The 15,276-nt window shown below is 70.7% G+C and carries 14 protein-coding genes; 13 read left to right on the top strand and 1 reads right to left on the bottom strand.

The genetic code is table 11. The annotated features are described in order from the left end of the window. The first annotated feature begins 106 nt into the window (after positions 1-106). From CXQ92_RS13440 to CXQ92_RS13410, 7 genes are read left to right on the top strand one after another with little or no spacing between them, the layout of a single operon-like run. Positions 107-1,708 (top strand): carboxyl transferase domain-containing protein, encoded by a 1,602-nt coding sequence (locus CXQ92_RS13440; protein ID WP_104168291.1) that lies wholly within the window; start codon positions 107-109, stop codon positions 1,706-1,708. Positions 1,709-1,712: 4 nt separating this feature from the next. Beyond that, complete coding sequence (locus CXQ92_RS13435; RefSeq protein WP_104168290.1) at positions 1,713-3,851, top strand: biotin carboxylase N-terminal domain-containing protein; 2,139 nt, start codon at positions 1,713-1,715, stop codon at positions 3,849-3,851. Next, complete coding sequence (locus CXQ92_RS13430; RefSeq protein ID WP_104168289.1) at positions 3,848-5,020, top strand: acyl-CoA dehydrogenase family protein; 1,173 nt, start codon at positions 3,848-3,850, stop codon at positions 5,018-5,020. The genes CXQ92_RS13435 and CXQ92_RS13430 overlap by 4 nt, the downstream gene beginning before the upstream one ends. Positions 5,021-5,064: 44 nt before the next feature. Further along, positions 5,065-5,859, top strand: coding sequence for a CoA transferase subunit A (locus tag CXQ92_RS13425; RefSeq protein ID WP_104168288.1), 795 nt, complete (start codon positions 5,065-5,067; stop codon positions 5,857-5,859). Positions 5,860-5,861: 2 nt separating this feature from the next. Then, entirely contained in the window at positions 5,862-6,512 is a 651-nt protein-coding gene (locus CXQ92_RS13420; RefSeq protein WP_104168287.1) for a CoA transferase subunit B, read from the top strand. Continuing rightward, positions 6,509-7,039, top strand: a complete 531-nt coding sequence (locus CXQ92_RS13415; protein ID WP_104168286.1) for a MaoC family dehydratase — start codon at positions 6,509-6,511, stop codon at positions 7,037-7,039. The genes CXQ92_RS13420 and CXQ92_RS13415 overlap by 4 nt, the downstream gene beginning before the upstream one ends. After that, positions 7,036-7,872 (top strand): CoA ester lyase, encoded by an 837-nt coding sequence (locus CXQ92_RS13410; protein ID WP_104168788.1) that lies wholly within the window; start codon positions 7,036-7,038, stop codon positions 7,870-7,872. Before CXQ92_RS13415 ends, CXQ92_RS13410 begins: the two co-directional genes overlap by 4 nt. A gap of 181 nt (positions 7,873-8,053) precedes the next feature. Here the strand turns inward: CXQ92_RS13410 and CXQ92_RS13405 are convergent, their stop codons facing one another. Beyond that, entirely contained in the window at positions 8,054-9,727 is a 1,674-nt protein-coding gene (locus tag CXQ92_RS13405) for an HNH endonuclease signature motif containing protein (RefSeq protein ID WP_104168285.1), read from the bottom strand. A 182-nt stretch (positions 9,728-9,909) separates the two neighbouring features. Here CXQ92_RS13405 and dxr point away from each other — a divergent pair, with 182 nt between their 5' ends. From dxr to ispG, 6 genes are all read left to right on the top strand, one after another. Then, on the top strand, positions 9,910-11,184 hold the full coding sequence (gene dxr / locus CXQ92_RS13400; RefSeq protein ID WP_104168284.1) for a 1-deoxy-D-xylulose-5-phosphate reductoisomerase: 1,275 nt from the start codon (positions 9,910-9,912) through the stop codon (positions 11,182-11,184). Beyond that, entirely contained in the window at positions 11,181-12,524 is a 1,344-nt protein-coding gene (locus CXQ92_RS13395; RefSeq protein ID WP_104168283.1) for an RIP metalloprotease, read from the top strand. Before dxr ends, CXQ92_RS13395 begins: the two co-directional genes overlap by 4 nt. A gap of 39 nt (positions 12,525-12,563) precedes the next feature. Beyond that, positions 12,564-13,169 (top strand): MarR family transcriptional regulator, encoded by a 606-nt coding sequence (locus CXQ92_RS13390; RefSeq protein ID WP_104168282.1) that lies wholly within the window; start codon positions 12,564-12,566, stop codon positions 13,167-13,169. An 84-nt stretch (positions 13,170-13,253) separates the two neighbouring features. Continuing rightward, positions 13,254-13,700 carry a hypothetical protein gene (locus CXQ92_RS13385; protein WP_104168281.1) on the top strand — a complete coding sequence of 149 codons (447 nt, stop codon included), beginning with the start codon at positions 13,254-13,256 and terminating at the stop codon, positions 13,698-13,700. A gap of 10 nt (positions 13,701-13,710) precedes the next feature. Further along, the gene (locus CXQ92_RS13380) at positions 13,711-14,001 is read left to right on the top strand and encodes a YciI family protein (RefSeq protein WP_104168787.1); all 291 of its coding nucleotides are present in this window, start codon (positions 13,711-13,713) and stop codon (positions 13,999-14,001) included. 99 nt (positions 14,002-14,100) lie between these two features. Further along, positions 14,101-15,267, top strand: a complete 1,167-nt coding sequence (gene ispG, locus CXQ92_RS13375; RefSeq protein WP_104168280.1) for a flavodoxin-dependent (E)-4-hydroxy-3-methylbut-2-enyl-diphosphate synthase — start codon at positions 14,101-14,103, stop codon at positions 15,265-15,267. Positions 15,268-15,276: the final 9 nt, after the last annotated feature.

Raw genomic sequence — 15,276 nt, 5'->3', positions numbered from 1 at the left:
TGTCCAGGGGAACGTCTCCCTCATTCTGATGGACTTCCGGGTTAATGACCACTAACCTGAAACCGGTTAGCGCGTGCTAACTGAACCGTGCTCGAGGAAGTTGTCGATGGAGACCCTCACGTCGAAGGTGGATCCGCTCTCACCGGCGTTCACCGCGAACCATGCCGCCCAGACCGCGCTCGTCGAGGACCTCCGCTCGCGCCTCGCCACCGCCGCCCTCGGCGGGCCCGAACGGTCGCGCGAGCGGCACGTCGCCCGCGGCAAGCTCCTGCCGCGTGAGCGCATCGACCGGCTCCTCGACGACGGCAGCCCGTTCCTCGAGATCGCGCCGCTGGCCGCGAACGGCATGTACGACGACGAGTGCCCGGGGGCGGGCGTGATCGCCGGGATCGGCCTCGTGCACGGTCGCCACGTCCTCGTGATCTCGAACGACGCGACCGTCAAGGGCGGCACCTACTACCCGATGACGGTGAAGAAGCATCTCCGCGCACAGGAGATCGCCCTCGAGAACAACCTGCCGTGCGTCTACCTCGTGGACTCCGGCGGAGCGTTCCTGCCCCGCCAGGACGACGTGTTCCCCGACCGCAACCACTTCGGCCGCATCTTCTACAACCAGGCCACCATGTCGGCGCGCAAGATCCCGCAGATCGCCGCAGTGCTGGGGAGCTGCACGGCCGGCGGCGCCTACGTCCCCGCCATGAGCGACGAGACCGTGATCGTCCGCAACCAGGGCACCATCTTCCTGGGCGGACCACCGCTGGTGAAGGCCGCGATCGGCGAGGTGGTGACGGCCGAGGAGCTCGGCGGCGGCGAGGTGCACTCCCGGATCTCGGGCGTCACGGACCACCTGGCGGACAACGACCAGCACGCGCTCGAGATCGTCCGCGACATCATCGCCACCCTGCCGCCCGCCACCCCAGTGCCGACCGCGCCGGCCCCCGAGCCGGCCGTCGTGGAGGACGAGCTGTACGGGGCCGTGCCGACGGACGTCAACGCCTCCTACGATGCCCGCGAGATCATCGCGCGCATCGTCGACGGGTCGCTCTTCCACGAGTTCAAGCGCGAGTACGGCACCACGCTCGTCACGGGCTTCGCGACCATCCACGGCCACCGGGTGGGCATCGTCGCGAACAACGGCGTCCTGTTCAGCGAGTCCGCGCTCAAGGGAGCCCACTTCATCGAGCTCTGCGACCAGCGCGGCGTCCCCCTGGTCTTCCTGCAGAACCTCTCCGGCTTCATGGTCGGCAAGGACTACGAAGCCGGCGGCATCGCGAAGAACGGCGCCAAGATGGTCACCGCCGTGGCCACCGCGCGGGTGCCGAAACTGACGGTCGTGGTCGGCGGGTCCTTCGGTGCCGGCAACTACTCCATGTGCGGCAGGGCGTTCTCGCCGCGGTTCCTGTGGATGTGGCCCGCCAGCCGCATCTCCGTCATGGGAGGCAACCAGGCGTCCTCGGTCCTCGCCACCGTCCGCCGCGACCAGCTCGAGGCCCGCGGCGAGGAATGGGCGCTCGAGGACGAGGAGGCGTTCCGTGCGCCCATCCGCGACCAGTACGAGGCGCAGGGCAACCCCTACTACTCGACGGCGCGGCTCTGGGACGACGGCGTCATCGATCCCGCCGACACCCGCACCGTCCTCGGCCTCGCCCTCGAGGTCTGCGCCAATGCGCCCCTGCCCGATACCTCCTTCGGCCTCTTCCGGATGTGACCCGATGACCTCCAGCCCGACCTCCAGCCCGACCTCCAGCCCGACCTCCAGCCCGATCTCCAACGCTATCCCCACCACGGCCGCATGGCCCTTCGACACCGTCCTCGTGGCCAACCGGGGGGAGATCGCCTGCCGTGTCATCCGCTCCGTCCGTGCGCTGGGCCTGCGCTCGGTCGCCGTGTACAGCGACGCCGACGCCGGTGCCCGGCACGTCCTGGAGGCGGACGTCGCCGTCCGTCTCGGTGCCGCAGCACCGTCGGAGAGCTACCTCTCCATCCCCGCCGTCGTCGACGCCTGCCGTCGCACGGGAGCCGGGGCGGTGCACCCCGGGTACGGGTTCCTCAGCGAGAACGCCGCCTTCGCGGACGCGCTGCAGGAGGCCGGGATCGTCTTCATCGGCCCCAGCGTCCACTCCCTCGACGTCATGGGGGACAAGATCCGGTCCAAGAACCACGTGGCCGGGTTCGGGGTGCCGGTGGTCCCGGGCATCGCCGAGCCGGGACTGACGGATCCGGACCTCCTCCGCGCGGCCGACGACGTCGGGTTCCCCCTCCTCATCAAGCCGTCCGCGGGAGGCGGCGGCAAGGGCATGCACGCCGTCCACCGCGCCGAGGACCTGCCGGAAGTGCTCACGACCGCCCGCCGCGTCGCCGCCCGCGCCTTCGGCGACGACACCCTGTTCCTGGAACGCCTCATCGAGAGGCCCCGCCACATCGAGGTGCAGGTCCTCGCCGACACCCACGGCACCGTGATCCACCTCGGCGAGCGCGAGTGCTCGCTGCAGCGCCGCCACCAGAAGGTGATCGAGGAGGCGCCGTCGGCCCTGCTCGACGAGGCCACGCGCCGGAGGATCGGCGAGGCCGCGTGCAACGCCGCCCGCAGCGTGGACTACACGGGTGCAGGGACGGTCGAGTTCCTCGTCTCCGATGCCGCACCGGACGAGTTCTTCTTCATGGAGATGAACACGCGCCTGCAGGTCGAGCACCCCGTCACGGAGCTCGTCACCGGGGTGGACCTGGTCGAGTGGCAGATCCGCGTCGCCGCGGGGGAGCGCCTGCCCCTCGCGCAGGACGACGTCGTCCTCACCGGCCACGCGGTCGAGGCGCGCGTCTACGCGGAGAACCCGGAGGCCGGCTTCCTGCCGTCCACGGGCAGCATCCTGGCGCTCGCCGAACCGGCGGGGGACGGCATCCGCGTGGACAGTTCGCTGCTGCCCGGCGGGACCGTCTCGTCGTCGTACGATCCGATGCTCGCCAAGGTGATCGCCTGGGGAACCGACCGTGCACAGGCGCTGGACCGCCTCGACGCGGCGCTCGCCGGCACCGTGGTGCTCGGTGTGGACACCAACATCGAGTACCTGCGCCTGCTGATCGGGGACGACGACGTCCGGGCCGGACACCTGGACACGACGCTGATCGAGCGGAAGCTCCCCGCGCTGGCCTTCCGGCACGTCTCCGCGAAGGACCTGGCGCTCGCAGCCGTCCTCCTCGTCGAGGGCGAGGGCGAGGCCGGGTCCGGACTGGGCAGCGGGTCCCCGTGGAGCCGCGGGGACGGCTTCCGCCTCGGCCCGGCGCGCCCGCGCTCCGTGCCCCTCGAGTACGACGGCGGGACGGCGACCGTCTCGTTGCTGCGCCACCGCGCCGGATGGACCGCGACGGTCGACGACGTGATCCCCGCCGTCCCGATCGCCGTCTCGGTCCAGGCGGGCGTGCCCGGCGCGACGATCGACGGCGTCCGGTCGCTCCGCCCGTACGCGGTCGAGGGGGACACCGTCTGGATCGGCGACGCCGGCTGGTCCACACGCATCCGCCGTCCCGGCCGCCGCGAACTCGTCGACGCCGCACGGTCCCGCATCACGCGGGAGGAGGGCGCCGCTGATCCGCTGGTCCGCAGCCCCATGCCCGGGACGGTCGTGTCCGTCGCGGTCGCGGACGGAGCCACGGTCGAGGCCGGCGACGTCCTCGTCGCCGTCGAGGCCATGAAGATGGAACACCAGCTCACCGCCGGCCTGTCCGGCGTCGTCCGCCTGTCCCTCAAGCCCGGGGACCTCGTGAAGGCACAACAGATCGTCGCGACCATCGAGGCCGCCACCACCTCCGAATCCAGCACCGCACCCGGTTCCACGGAAGGGAACGCAGCATGAACTTCGAACTGAGCGAGGAATACCAGAGCCTCGTGGATACCGTCCGCGAGTTCGCCGACGAGGTGGTGGCACCGGTCTCCGCCAAGCACGACGCCGAACACAGCTTCCCGTACGAGGTCGTCAAGCAGATGGGCGACATGGGCCTCTTCGGGCTCCCGTTCCCCGAGCAGTACGGCGGCATGGGCGGCGACTACTTCGCGCTGTGCCTGGCCCTCGAGCAGCTGGCCCGCGTGGACCAGTCGGTCGCCATCACGCTCGAAGCCGGTGTCTCCCTCGGGGCCATGCCCGTGTACCGGTTCGGCACCGAGGAGCAGAAGCAGCAGTGGCTGCCGTCCCTCGCGTCGGGTTCGGCCCTGGGCGGCTTCGGCCTCACGGAGTCCGAGGCAGGCTCGGACGCGTCCGGCACGAAGACGACCGCGAAGCTCGAGGAGGGGGTCGACGGTTCCGAGTGGGTGGTCAACGGCACGAAGGAATTCATCACCAACTCCGGCACCGACATCACCTCCCTGGTGACCGTCACGGCCGTCACGGGCACCTCCGAACGGCCCGACGGCACGGTGAAGAAGGAGATCTCCACCATCCTCGTGCCCACGGACACGCCCGGGTTCACCGCGGAGAAGGCCTACAACAAGGTGGGCTGGAACGCCTCCGACACGCACCCGCTGACCCTGAAGGACGTCCGCGTCCCGGAGGCGAACCTGCTCGGCACGCGTGGCCGCGGCTACGCCAACTTCCTGCAGATCCTCGACGAGGGCCGGATCGCCATCGCGGCGCTCGCCACCGGCGCGGCCCAGGGCTGCGTGGAGCAGTCCAGCCGGTACGCCGGGGAGCGCATGGCCTTCGGCAGCAACATCGGCGCCTACCAGTCCATCCAGTTCAAGATCGCCCGCATGCAGGTCCGCGCCCACACCGCGCGCCTCGCCTACTACGACGCCGCGTCCCGCATGCTCGCGGGCAAGCCGTTCAAGACGCAGGCGTCCATCGCGAAGCTCGTGGCCGGAGAGGCCGCCATGGACAACGCCCGCGACGCGACACAGATCTTCGGCGGTTACGGCTTCATCAACGAGTTCGTGGTGTCCAGGCACTACCGTGACTCGAAGATCCTCGAGATCGGTGAGGGGACCACCGAGGTCCAGCTCATGCTCATCGCGAGGGAACTCGGCCTCTAGGTCCATCCAGCCGGCGACGACGGCGGCGACACGAAGGAGAAGCAGTGATCAACAAGGTGGTTGGCAGCGCGGCGGAGGCCGTGGCGGACATTCCCGACGGCGCGTCGCTCGCGGTCGGCGGGTTCGGCCTCTGCGGCATCCCGGCGACCCTGATCGGTGCCCTGCACGCGCAGGGGACGGCGGAGCTGGAGACGGTGAGCAACAACTGCGGCGTGGACGACTGGGGGCTCGGGATCCTCCTCTCCGACCACCGCATCCGCCGGACCATCAGCTCCTACGTCGGGGAGAACAAGGAGTTCGCCCGCCAGTACCTCGCCGGCGAGCTCGAGGTGGAGCTCACGCCGCAGGGCACCCTCGCCGAGAAGCTGCGCGCGGGGGGCGCGGGCATCCCGGCGTTCTATACGACGGCTGGCGTCGGCACCCAGGTCAGCGAGGGCGGCCTGCCGCAGCGCTACGACGCCGAGGGGAACGTCGCCCTCGCTTCGGAACCCAAGGAGGTGCGGTCCTTCGACGGCGTCGACTACGTGCTCGAGGAGTCCCTGCGTCCGGACTACGCGCTGGTCCACGCGTGGAGGGGCGACCGCCACGGCAACCTCGTCTTCCACGCGACCGCCATGAACTTCAACCCGCTGTGCGCCCAGGCCGGGCGCATCACCATCGCGGAGGTGGAGGAGCTCGTCGAACCGGGCGAGCTCGACCCCGGCGAGGTCCACACGCCCGGCATCTTCGTCCAGCGCGTCGTCGTCGCGCCGGACCCCGAGAAGCGCGTCGAGAAGCGGACGGTCTCGCTGGCCGTACCCGCCGGATCCGCTGCACCCGCCGCCTCCGAAGGAGCATGACCATGGCACTGACACGCAACAAACTCGCGGCCAGGGTCGCGCAGGAGCTCGAGAACGGCCAGTACGTGAATCTCGGGATCGGCATGCCGACCCTCATCCCCAACTACATCCCGGACGGCGTCGAAGTGGTGCTGCACTCCGAGAACGGCATCCTCGGCGTCGGGCCGTACCCGGCGGAGGACGCCGTCGATCCCGACCTCATCAACGCCGGCAAGGAGACCGTGACCGCCAACGCCGGGGCCGCGTTCTTCGACTCGGCGTCCTCCTTCGGCATGATCCGCGGCGGGCACGTGGATGTCGCAGTGCTCGGCGCCATGGAGGTGGCACGGAACGGCGACCTCGCGAACTGGATGGTGCCCGGCAAGATGGTCAAGGGCATGGGCGGTGCCATGGATCTGGTGTTCGGGGCCAAGCGCGTGATCGTCATGATGGAGCACGTGGACCGTGCCGGGCGGTCGAAGATCGTCGAGTCCTGCTCCCTGCCGCTCACCGGCAAGGGCTGCGTCGACAGGATCATCACCGACCTCGCCGTGATCGACGTCGAGGCCGACGGCCTCGTGCTGCGCGAGACGGCGCCCGGCGTCAGCACCGACGACGTCCTCGCGGCCACCGGCGCGCCGCTGCGCGTGGAGCTCGGGGGAGCCGCGGCGTGAACGATCAGGAGAGCGGTGCTCGGGATCCCGCGCCGTTCAGGCACACTGTGATCGAGCAGCGCGGCCTGTACTTCGACGAGCTCGAGGTCGGGTCCGTGTATGCGCACCGGCCGGGCCGCACGCTCACCGAGGCCGACAACGTCCTGTTCACCACGCTCACCATGAACACGCAGGCGCTGCACCTGGACGCGGCGTGGTCGGCGGGGCAGCCGTTCGGGCAGCGGCTCGTGAACTCGATGCTGACCCTGGCGACCCTCGTCGGGCAGTCGGTGTCCCAGCTGACGCAGGGCACCATCGTGGCGCAACTCGGGCTCACCGACGTCGCCTTCCCGAAGCCGCTCTTCCACGGGGACACCCTGTATACAGAGACCGAGATCACCGGCGTGCGTCCGTCGTCGTCCCGACCGGGGCAGGGCATCGTCACCATGGCCCACACCGGGCGGAACCAGCACGCGGACGTCGTGGCGACGGCGACCCGCAGCGTGCTCATGTGGTCCTCGACGGCGCCCCGGGACGGCCTGGCATGAGCGCCACCGTCATCCCCATTGCACTGGGCCCGGCCCTGCTGTTCTGCCCGGCGGACCGCCCGGAACGCTACGGGAAGGCAGCAGACCGCTCCGACACCGTCATCCTCGACCTCGAGGACGCCGTCGCGCCGACGGCGAAGGACGCCGCTCGGGAGGCGCTCGTCGCGTCCGCTCTCGACCCCGAACGCACCGTGGTGCGTGTGAACGCCGTCGGCACACCTGATTTCGCACTCGACTGCGACGCCGTCCGCCGCACGCCCTACCGCACGGTCATGCTCGCGAAGACGGAATCGCCCGACGACGTCGCCGCCGTCCGAGAGGCACTCGGCGCGGTGGACGTCATCGCACTGTGCGAGACCGCGCGGGGAGTCGTGAACGCGGTGGAGATCGCCCGCGCCGAGGGCGTCGTCGCTCTCATGTGGGGCGCCGAGGATCTCGTGGCCTCGCTCGGCGGGACATCGAGCCGGTATCCGGGCGGCGCCTACCGTGCAGTGGCCCTCCACGCGCGCTCGCAGGTGCTGCTCGCCGCCGGGGCAGCGGTCCGGCAAGCCATCGATGCCGTCTACATGGACATCACTGGCCACGAAGGCCTCGCGGCCGAGACCGACGACGCCGTCGCCTCCGGTTTCGCGGCGAAGGCCTGCATCCACCCCGGCCAGGTCGCGGTGGTCCGGGCAACCTTCGCCCCTGCCGAGGCCGACGTGGCCTGGGCCCGCGAGCTGCTCGCTGCGGCCGAGAACGAGCGAGGGGTCTTCACCTTCGAGGGGCGCATGGTGGACGAACCGATCCTCAGGCATGCGCGCAGTGTCCTGGGCAGGGCGTCGGGCAGCTGACAGTCCTTGCCGCACATCCTGCGGCGCGGGTCGTGCTCCGCGGTGATCGTCGTCCGCCGGGGCCGGACGGCCCGGGGCCCGCGTGGACCGAACCCATCGCCCGCACCATCGATGCGGCGACAGGTGATCGGACGGCGCTGCGCTCGCCGGACCTGCCGTGGTGCCGCCGTCCGCCCGACTGTCAGAAGGGTGGCAGGGCTTCCGCGTCTGGCACCCGCCCAGTGCGCATCGCTGTCTCGAGCTCGTGCAGTATCCGGGCGGTCGCCGACGAGTGCGGGTCGCCCGGCGGCGGTTCGGGCGGCGTCGTATAGGTCCGACCACCCGGCGACAGCCAGCTCAGGCCGCCGCCGGGATTGGGCATCGGCGTCCAGTCCGTCCGGTGCTTCATCATGTGGTGCCGCTTGCAGGCGGGATAGAGGTTGTCCGCACTGGTGGATCCGTCGTCGGCCCAGGACACCAGATGATCGAGGTCGCACCGGCTCGCGGGACGGGAACACCCGTAGAAGCTGCAGGTCTTCTCCCGGAGCTGCACCCAGGTCCGCAGGTCCTCGCTCGGGCGGTACCTCGTCCGGTCCAGACCGAGCACGGCACCCGTGTACGGGTGGGTGAGCAGGCGCATCCACGACGTGGCGTCGGCAGCCAGATGGCGGGCCGCGTCGGCCGGGATCGGGCCGTAGCCCTCGAGCTCGGCCGGCTCCTCGGTGAGCCCCATCAGCGAGAACACCGGGACGGTGACCACGATTTTCGCCGTGGAAGGACGCACGCCCTGGCCGGCGCTGCTGCCCGCGGCGCCACGCTGGCCGGCGCTGCTGCCCGCGGCGCCACGCTGGCCGACATTGCTGCCCGCGGCGCCACGCTGGCCGACATTGCTGCCCGCGGCGCCACGCTGGCCGACATTGCTGCCCGCGGCGCCGCGCCCTTCGCTGCCTCCGCAACGGCAGCTGCCGTTGGTGGACGGCATCACGGCGGGCCGGCCGGCGCCGAGCAGCATGTCGGCCAGGACATCGGCCCGCAGCTGCGGTAACGTCCGCGGATCATCGCCACTGCGGAGCGTCCGGGCAACCGCGTCCACCGACGTGTGGAGCGCCAGGGCCTGTTCGGCCGGCAGATAGGCACTGAACCACGCCATGCCGTCGCGGTCCGGCTCGAACGCGACGCACCGGTCGGCCGCCGCTCTCACCCGGCGCACGGTCAGCGTCTCGGGGTGGAGCTTCTCTCTCAGCCGACGACACCGTGCGGTGAGTTTCGGCCGGTTCAGGCTGCCTGCGACCTTCAGGATTTCTGTCTCGAACGCGGGCACGGCCTCGTCGGGGAGGGTGCGGGACTGCTCCACGATGACCGACGCGCGCCCGGGGCAGATCGTGCCCTTCTCCAGGGCCGCCAATGTGGTCGTCAGGTCACCGGTCAACGCCAGCGACTCCGAGACGAGCCGTGCGGCGGACCCTTCGGACATCGTGAGCAGCGCTGCGGTCTCGGCGACCGTCTCAGTGAAGGCCAGGGACGAGGCAGAGCCCGACCAGGAATGATGGTCGGGATTGCTGAAGGTGTGGACCCGGGCGACCAAGCGGGCCCGCTGCGCGGCGGCCCATGACGTGAGCCGGTCCGCAGCCCGCACCAGATCGAGGATGGCGGCGAGACTGGAGGGATCGATCGCACCGGACGCCGCACCCTCCAACCGACCGACCAGACCGTAGGGAGACGCGTCCTCGACGCGCGCACGGGCATGTTGGTCGACCCCGTCATCGTCGAACTCGCCATCCGACCCGAGGACTTCCTCGAACGCATCCGCGGGCCAGCCCTGAAGCGCCTCGCTGTAGGCGTCCTCGAGGGTCAGCAGCGCCGATCCGGTGGTCATGGCTCCAGCCAATCACCCCGCACCGACAAAATAAGGGGCTATCGCGGGCCCGGAAAAGCGCTGACTCCTCGACATCTGAATGCCTGACCGCGGAGTGAAGAGACCGACTGCCGTACACCCGGAACGACCACCACCGCGCAGCCTGGACGGTCAGCGTCGGCAGTCTGCGGGATACTGGGGCCATGGATTTCAGCAACCCCACCCGCGGGCACCGGCGCGTCACCATCCTCGGTTCGACCGGCTCGATCGGCACCCAGGCGCTCGACGTCATCGCCGCCGCCCCGGACCGCTTCGGCGTTGCGGGTCTCACCGCGGGCGGACGGAACCTCGGACTCCTCGCACGCCAGGCCGTCGCCGTCCGGGCCCCCGCCGTCGGTGTTGCGTCCGCCACGGAGGCCGAGCTGGAAAAGGCCATCGGAGAAGCTGCCGACGACGCCGGTGTCACCGGCTACGCACCGCACCTGTTCGCCGGCGACCGCGCCGCAGCGGATGTCGCCGCCTGGCCGGACGCCGACGTCGTGCTCAACGGGATCACCGGGTCGATCGGGCTTGAGCCCACCCTCGCCGCGCTCGGCGCCGGGCACCTCCTCGCGCTCGCGAACAAGGAGTCGCTGATCGCCGGTGGAGCCCTGGTGCGGGCGGCGGCCGCCCCGGGGCAGCTCGTCCCGGTCGACTCCGAACACTCGGCGATCGCGCAGGCGCTCCGCGGGGGGACGGCGGACGAGGTGGACCGGCTCGTCCTCACGGCGTCGGGCGGTCCCTTCCGCGGCATGACCCGCACGCAGCTGCAGCACGTGACCCCCAGCCAGGCCCTCGCCCACCCCACCTGGGACATGGGGCGCGTGGTCAGCACCAACTCGGCGTCCATGGTCAACAAGGCCCTCGAGCTGGTGGAGGCTCATCTCCTCTTCGACATCCCGCTGGAGCGCATCGACGTCGTCGTGCACCCGCAGTCCGTGATCCACTCGATGGTCCAGTTCGTCGACGGGTCCACCCTGGCGCAGGCTTCGCCGCCCGACATGCGCCTCCCGATCGCCCTGGGCATGGGCTGGCCGTTCCGCGTACCCGGGGCGGCGAGGGCCTGCGACTGGAGCCGCCCCGAGGAGTGGACCTTCGAGCCGCTCGACGACGACGCCTTCCCGGCCGTCGCCCTGGCCAAGCGGGCAGCAGCCGAGGGCGGCACCCGCATGGCCGTCTTCAACGCCGCGAACGAGGAGGCCGTGGATGCCTTTCACAGGGGGGTCATAGGTTTCACTGACATCGTGGACACGGTCTCCGCGGTCGTCGACGAGCAGCGTGCCCACGACCCGGGCACTGCCGGTGGCGAGCTCACCCTGGACGCCGTGCTGACGGCGGAGCGCTGGGCACGCCGGAGCGCCCGCGCCCGTTGTGGGCTCGAGGAGTCGTCCCTGCCGGACGGTGCAGGGGATATGCAAGGCCAGAAGGAAACGCTGTGACTGTTCTGCTGTTCATCATCGGAGTGCTCGTCGTCGTCGTCGGCATCGCCGCGTCGATCGCGCTGCACGAGGTGGGCCACCTGGTGCCCGCGAAACTCTTCCGGGTCCGCGTCACCCAGTACATGGTCGGGTTCGGCCCCACCCTCTGGTCGAGGCGCCGCGGCGAGACCGAGTACGGGCTCAAGGCGATCCCGGCCGGTGGCTACGTCGCCATGGTGGGCATGTTCCCGCCCGCGACGACGGAGGCCGGCGCCGTCCGCCAGTCCAGCACCGGCGTCTTCCAGCAACTGTCCGACGACGCGCGGCGCGCCGCTGCCGAGCAGCTCCAGCCCGGCGACGAGGACCGCGTGTTCTACAAGCTGCCCATCTGGAAGCGCATCATCATCATGCTCGGCGGGCCGCTCATGAACCTCCTGATCGGGACCGTGCTCTTCGCGGTCCTCATCATGGGCTTCGGCGCCGCCCAGGCCACCACCACGGTCTCCGAGGTGTACCGCTGCGTCGTGCCCGCCAGCCAGCAGGCAGCCACGGGCCAGACCGACTGCGGACCGGACGACCCCGCCGCGCCGGCGTTCGAGGCGGGCCTGGAACCCGGCGACCGCGTCGTCGCCTTCGACGGCCGGGAGGTCACCGACTGGGACGAGCTGTCGGGCTGGATCAGGGACGCCGCCGGGCGCGAGGTCGCCATCTCCTACGTCCGCGACGGCGAGACCATCGACTCCAGGATCACGCCGCTGCTGACGGAACGGCCCGTCGCGGCGGAGGACGGCACGCCGGCGGTCGACGACGACGGCACCGCGCTGACCCAGGAGGTCGGCTTCATCGGCGTCGGCTCCACGCAGGAGCTCGTGCCCCAGCCGGCCACCGAGGTGCTGCCCGCCGTCGGCGACTCCCTGGCGCGCGTGGCCGGCGTGGTGCTGAACCTGCCGCAGCGCGTGGTCGAGGTGGGCCAGGCGGCGTTCTCGGACGCCCCCCGCGACCCCGAGGGGCCCATCAGCGTGGTCGGCGTCGGCCGGATCGCAGGGGAGATCTCCGCGATGGAGGAGGTCCCCGTGGCCTCCCGCGCCGCGACCCTCATCGGACTCGTCGCGGGCGTGAACCTCGCCCTGTTCGTGTTCAACCTGATCCCGCTCCTGCCGCTCGACGGCGGCCACGTGGCAGGGGCCCTGTGGGAGGGGCTCCGCCGCGGCATCGCCCGCCTGTTCAAGCGCCCGGATCCGGGACCGTTCGACATGGCGAAGCTGCTACCCCTCACCTACGCCGTCGCGATCCTGCTCATGGGCATGGGCGTCCTGCTGATCTACGCCGACATCGTGAAGCCGGTCGATCTCTTCGGCTGATCGGTTGTAAATCGAAATTCAACCCCATACGGTTGAAGAATGTTCGTCCTCACGATCGATCAGGCCGCAAGCCGCACCTCCCCGGACCGGATCCCCGAGTTGCTGGACCTCCTGCAGCCCTTCCGGGCCGTGCTCCCCTGGGAGCGCTCGGTGGGGGACGAGGCGCAGGGCGTCCTGGCCGATCCGGCCGACGTCGTCGACGCCGTGCTGCTCTGCCTGCGCGCGGGGGGCTGGTACGTGGGGATCGGCGTCGGCGGGGTCGAGGAGCCGTTCCCGTCCTCTCCACGGGAGGGCCGCGGCTCCGCGTTCGTCGCCGCCCGGAAGGCCGTGGACCGCGCCAAGAAGACCGGTGACCGCGCGCCGCTGGCCGTCGAGGGGCCGGACGGCCGCACCGACGTGGCAGCGGAGGCCGAGGGCGTGCTCGCGCTGCTCGGCCGGCACGTCATGGCGCGGTCCGAGGCGGAGTGGCGCATCCTCGATCTCCTGCAGCCCGGCGAACGCGGCACCCAGACCGTCGTCGCGCGGAGCCTCGGCATCAGTCCGCAGGCCGTGAGCAAGGCGGCCGCCCGTGCGGCCTGGCACGAGGAGCGCGCGGTCCGCCACGCGGCCGCACGCCTCCTGGCCTGGACCGACCGGCCCGGTTGAGTCCTGGCTCCGCAGGGGGTGGCGTGCGGTAGACATGACGGACGACGGTGAGCGACACGGTCGACGACGGTTCGGGAGGTATCGGTGGACGCACTGTGGATCGCGGTGGCCCTCGTCGCAGCGGGAGGCCTGGGCTCGCCCGTCACCATGCTCGTGCTGCGCCTGGCGCGATCGGTGGACACCGCGGAACGGCGCCGGGAACTCCCCGAGCCCGCGGACCAGCCGCAGCTCGAACTCCCGGAGCCCCCGGCCCACCCGCCCCAGGTTCCGATCGACGCGCTGCCCCCGGGCGTGCTCCGCGGCGGACTGGTCATCGGCGTGCTCGAGCGACTCTCCGTCACCCTCGCGATCCTCGGCGGCGAGCCCGTCGCCATCGCCTATGTCGTGGCGGTCAAGGCCCTCGGACGCTACGCCGAGCTGAAGGAGACCCCTGCCGCGGCGGAACGGTTCATCATCGGCACGCTGACCTCCCTGCTGTGGGCCGCCGGCGTCGCGACGATCGTCAAGGTCTACCTGCTGGGAGTCACGTAGGGTGAAACCCATGAGTATCTACGCCGTCGAGTACGTGTACAACCCCGACCATGACCACCTCCGTGCCGAGCACCGGCCGGCACACCGCCAGTGGCTCGAAGGACTCGTCGGCGACGGCCGCGTCCTCGCCTCGGGTCCCTTCGCCGACGGCACCGGGGCGCTCCTGCTCTTCGCCTCCGAGACCGAGGCGGACCTCAACCAGCTCGTGAGCGAGGACCCGTTCGCGCAGGCCGGGGCGATCTCCGCCGTCAAGACCACCGCCTGGAACCCCGTGATCGGAGCCTTCCGGGACCTCGTGTGACCTGTGTCCCGGCAGGACGACGCAGCGCCACGCCGGGTGGATAATGAAATCAAGTATGTCGTCACACGTGCGGCCAGGGCCGCCAGCATGGAGGATGTTTTGACCTCGGTCAACCTAGGAATGCCAGCAGCACCGCCGCCCGTCCTCGCTCCCCGGCGCAAGACCCGCCAGATCAAGGTTGGCTCGGTGGGCGTGGGATCCGATTCCCCGATCAGCATCCAGTCGATGACGACGACGCCGACCACCGACATCAACGCGACGCTCCAGCAGATCGCCGAACTGACGGCCACCGGCTGCGACATCGTCCGGGTCGCCTGCCCCTCGGCGGACGACGCCGCGGCGCTGCCGATCATCGCGAAGAAGTCGCAGATCCCGGTGATCGCGGACATCCACTTCCAGCCGAAGTACGTGTTCGCCGCGATCGACGCCGGCTGCGCGGCCGTCCGCGTCAACCCGGGCAACATCCGCAAGTTCGACGACCAGGTCAAGCAGATCGCGGACGCCGCGAAGGCCGCCGGGACCTCGATCCGCATCGGCGTGAACGCCGGGTCGCTCGACCCGCGCCTCATGGAGAAGTACGGGAAGGCCACCCCGGAAGCGCTCGTCGAATCCGCAGTCTGGGAGGCGTCCCTGTTCGAGGAGCACGACTTCCACGACTTCAAGATCTCCGTGAAGCACAACGACCCCGTGATCATGGTCCGGGCCTACGAGCTCCTGGCCGGGCGCGGCGACTGGCCCCTGCACCTCGGTGTGACCGAGGCCGGGCCCGCCTTCCAGGGCACCATCAAGTCCGCCACCGCGTTCGGCGCGCTCCTGTCCAAGGGGATCGGCGACACCATCCGCGTGTCCCTCTCCGCGCCGCCGGTCGAGGAGATCAAGGTGGGCAACCAGATCCTGCAGTCCCTCAACCTGCGCCCCCGCAAGCTCGAGATCGTGTCCTGCCCCTCGTGCGGCCGGGCGCAGGTCGACGTCTACACCCTCGCCGAGGAAGTGACCGCCGGCCTCGAAGGCATGGAGGTCCCGCTGCGCGTGGCCGTGATGGGCTGTGTTGTCAACGGACCCGGTGAAGCCCGCGAGGCCGATCTCGGTGTCGCCTCCGGTAACGGCAAGGGACAGATCTTCGTCCGGGGCGAGGTCATCAAGACCGTGCCCGAGGACCAGATCGTGGAGACGCTGATCGAGGAAGCCATGCGGCTCGCGGAGGAGATGGGGGAGGCTGATGGCGAAACTGCTGGCCAGGGTGGCCCCATGGTTACCGTTAGCTAGGCCCCAGCC

Origin of the sequence: Arthrobacter sp. SX1312 (genome assembly GCF_002929295.1) — a bacterium.
Classification (GTDB): Bacteria; Actinomycetota; Actinomycetes; order Actinomycetales; family Micrococcaceae; genus Arthrobacter_D.
Note: the sequence above shows the minus strand (reverse complement) of the source record. Positions and strands in the feature narration are given on the sequence as shown.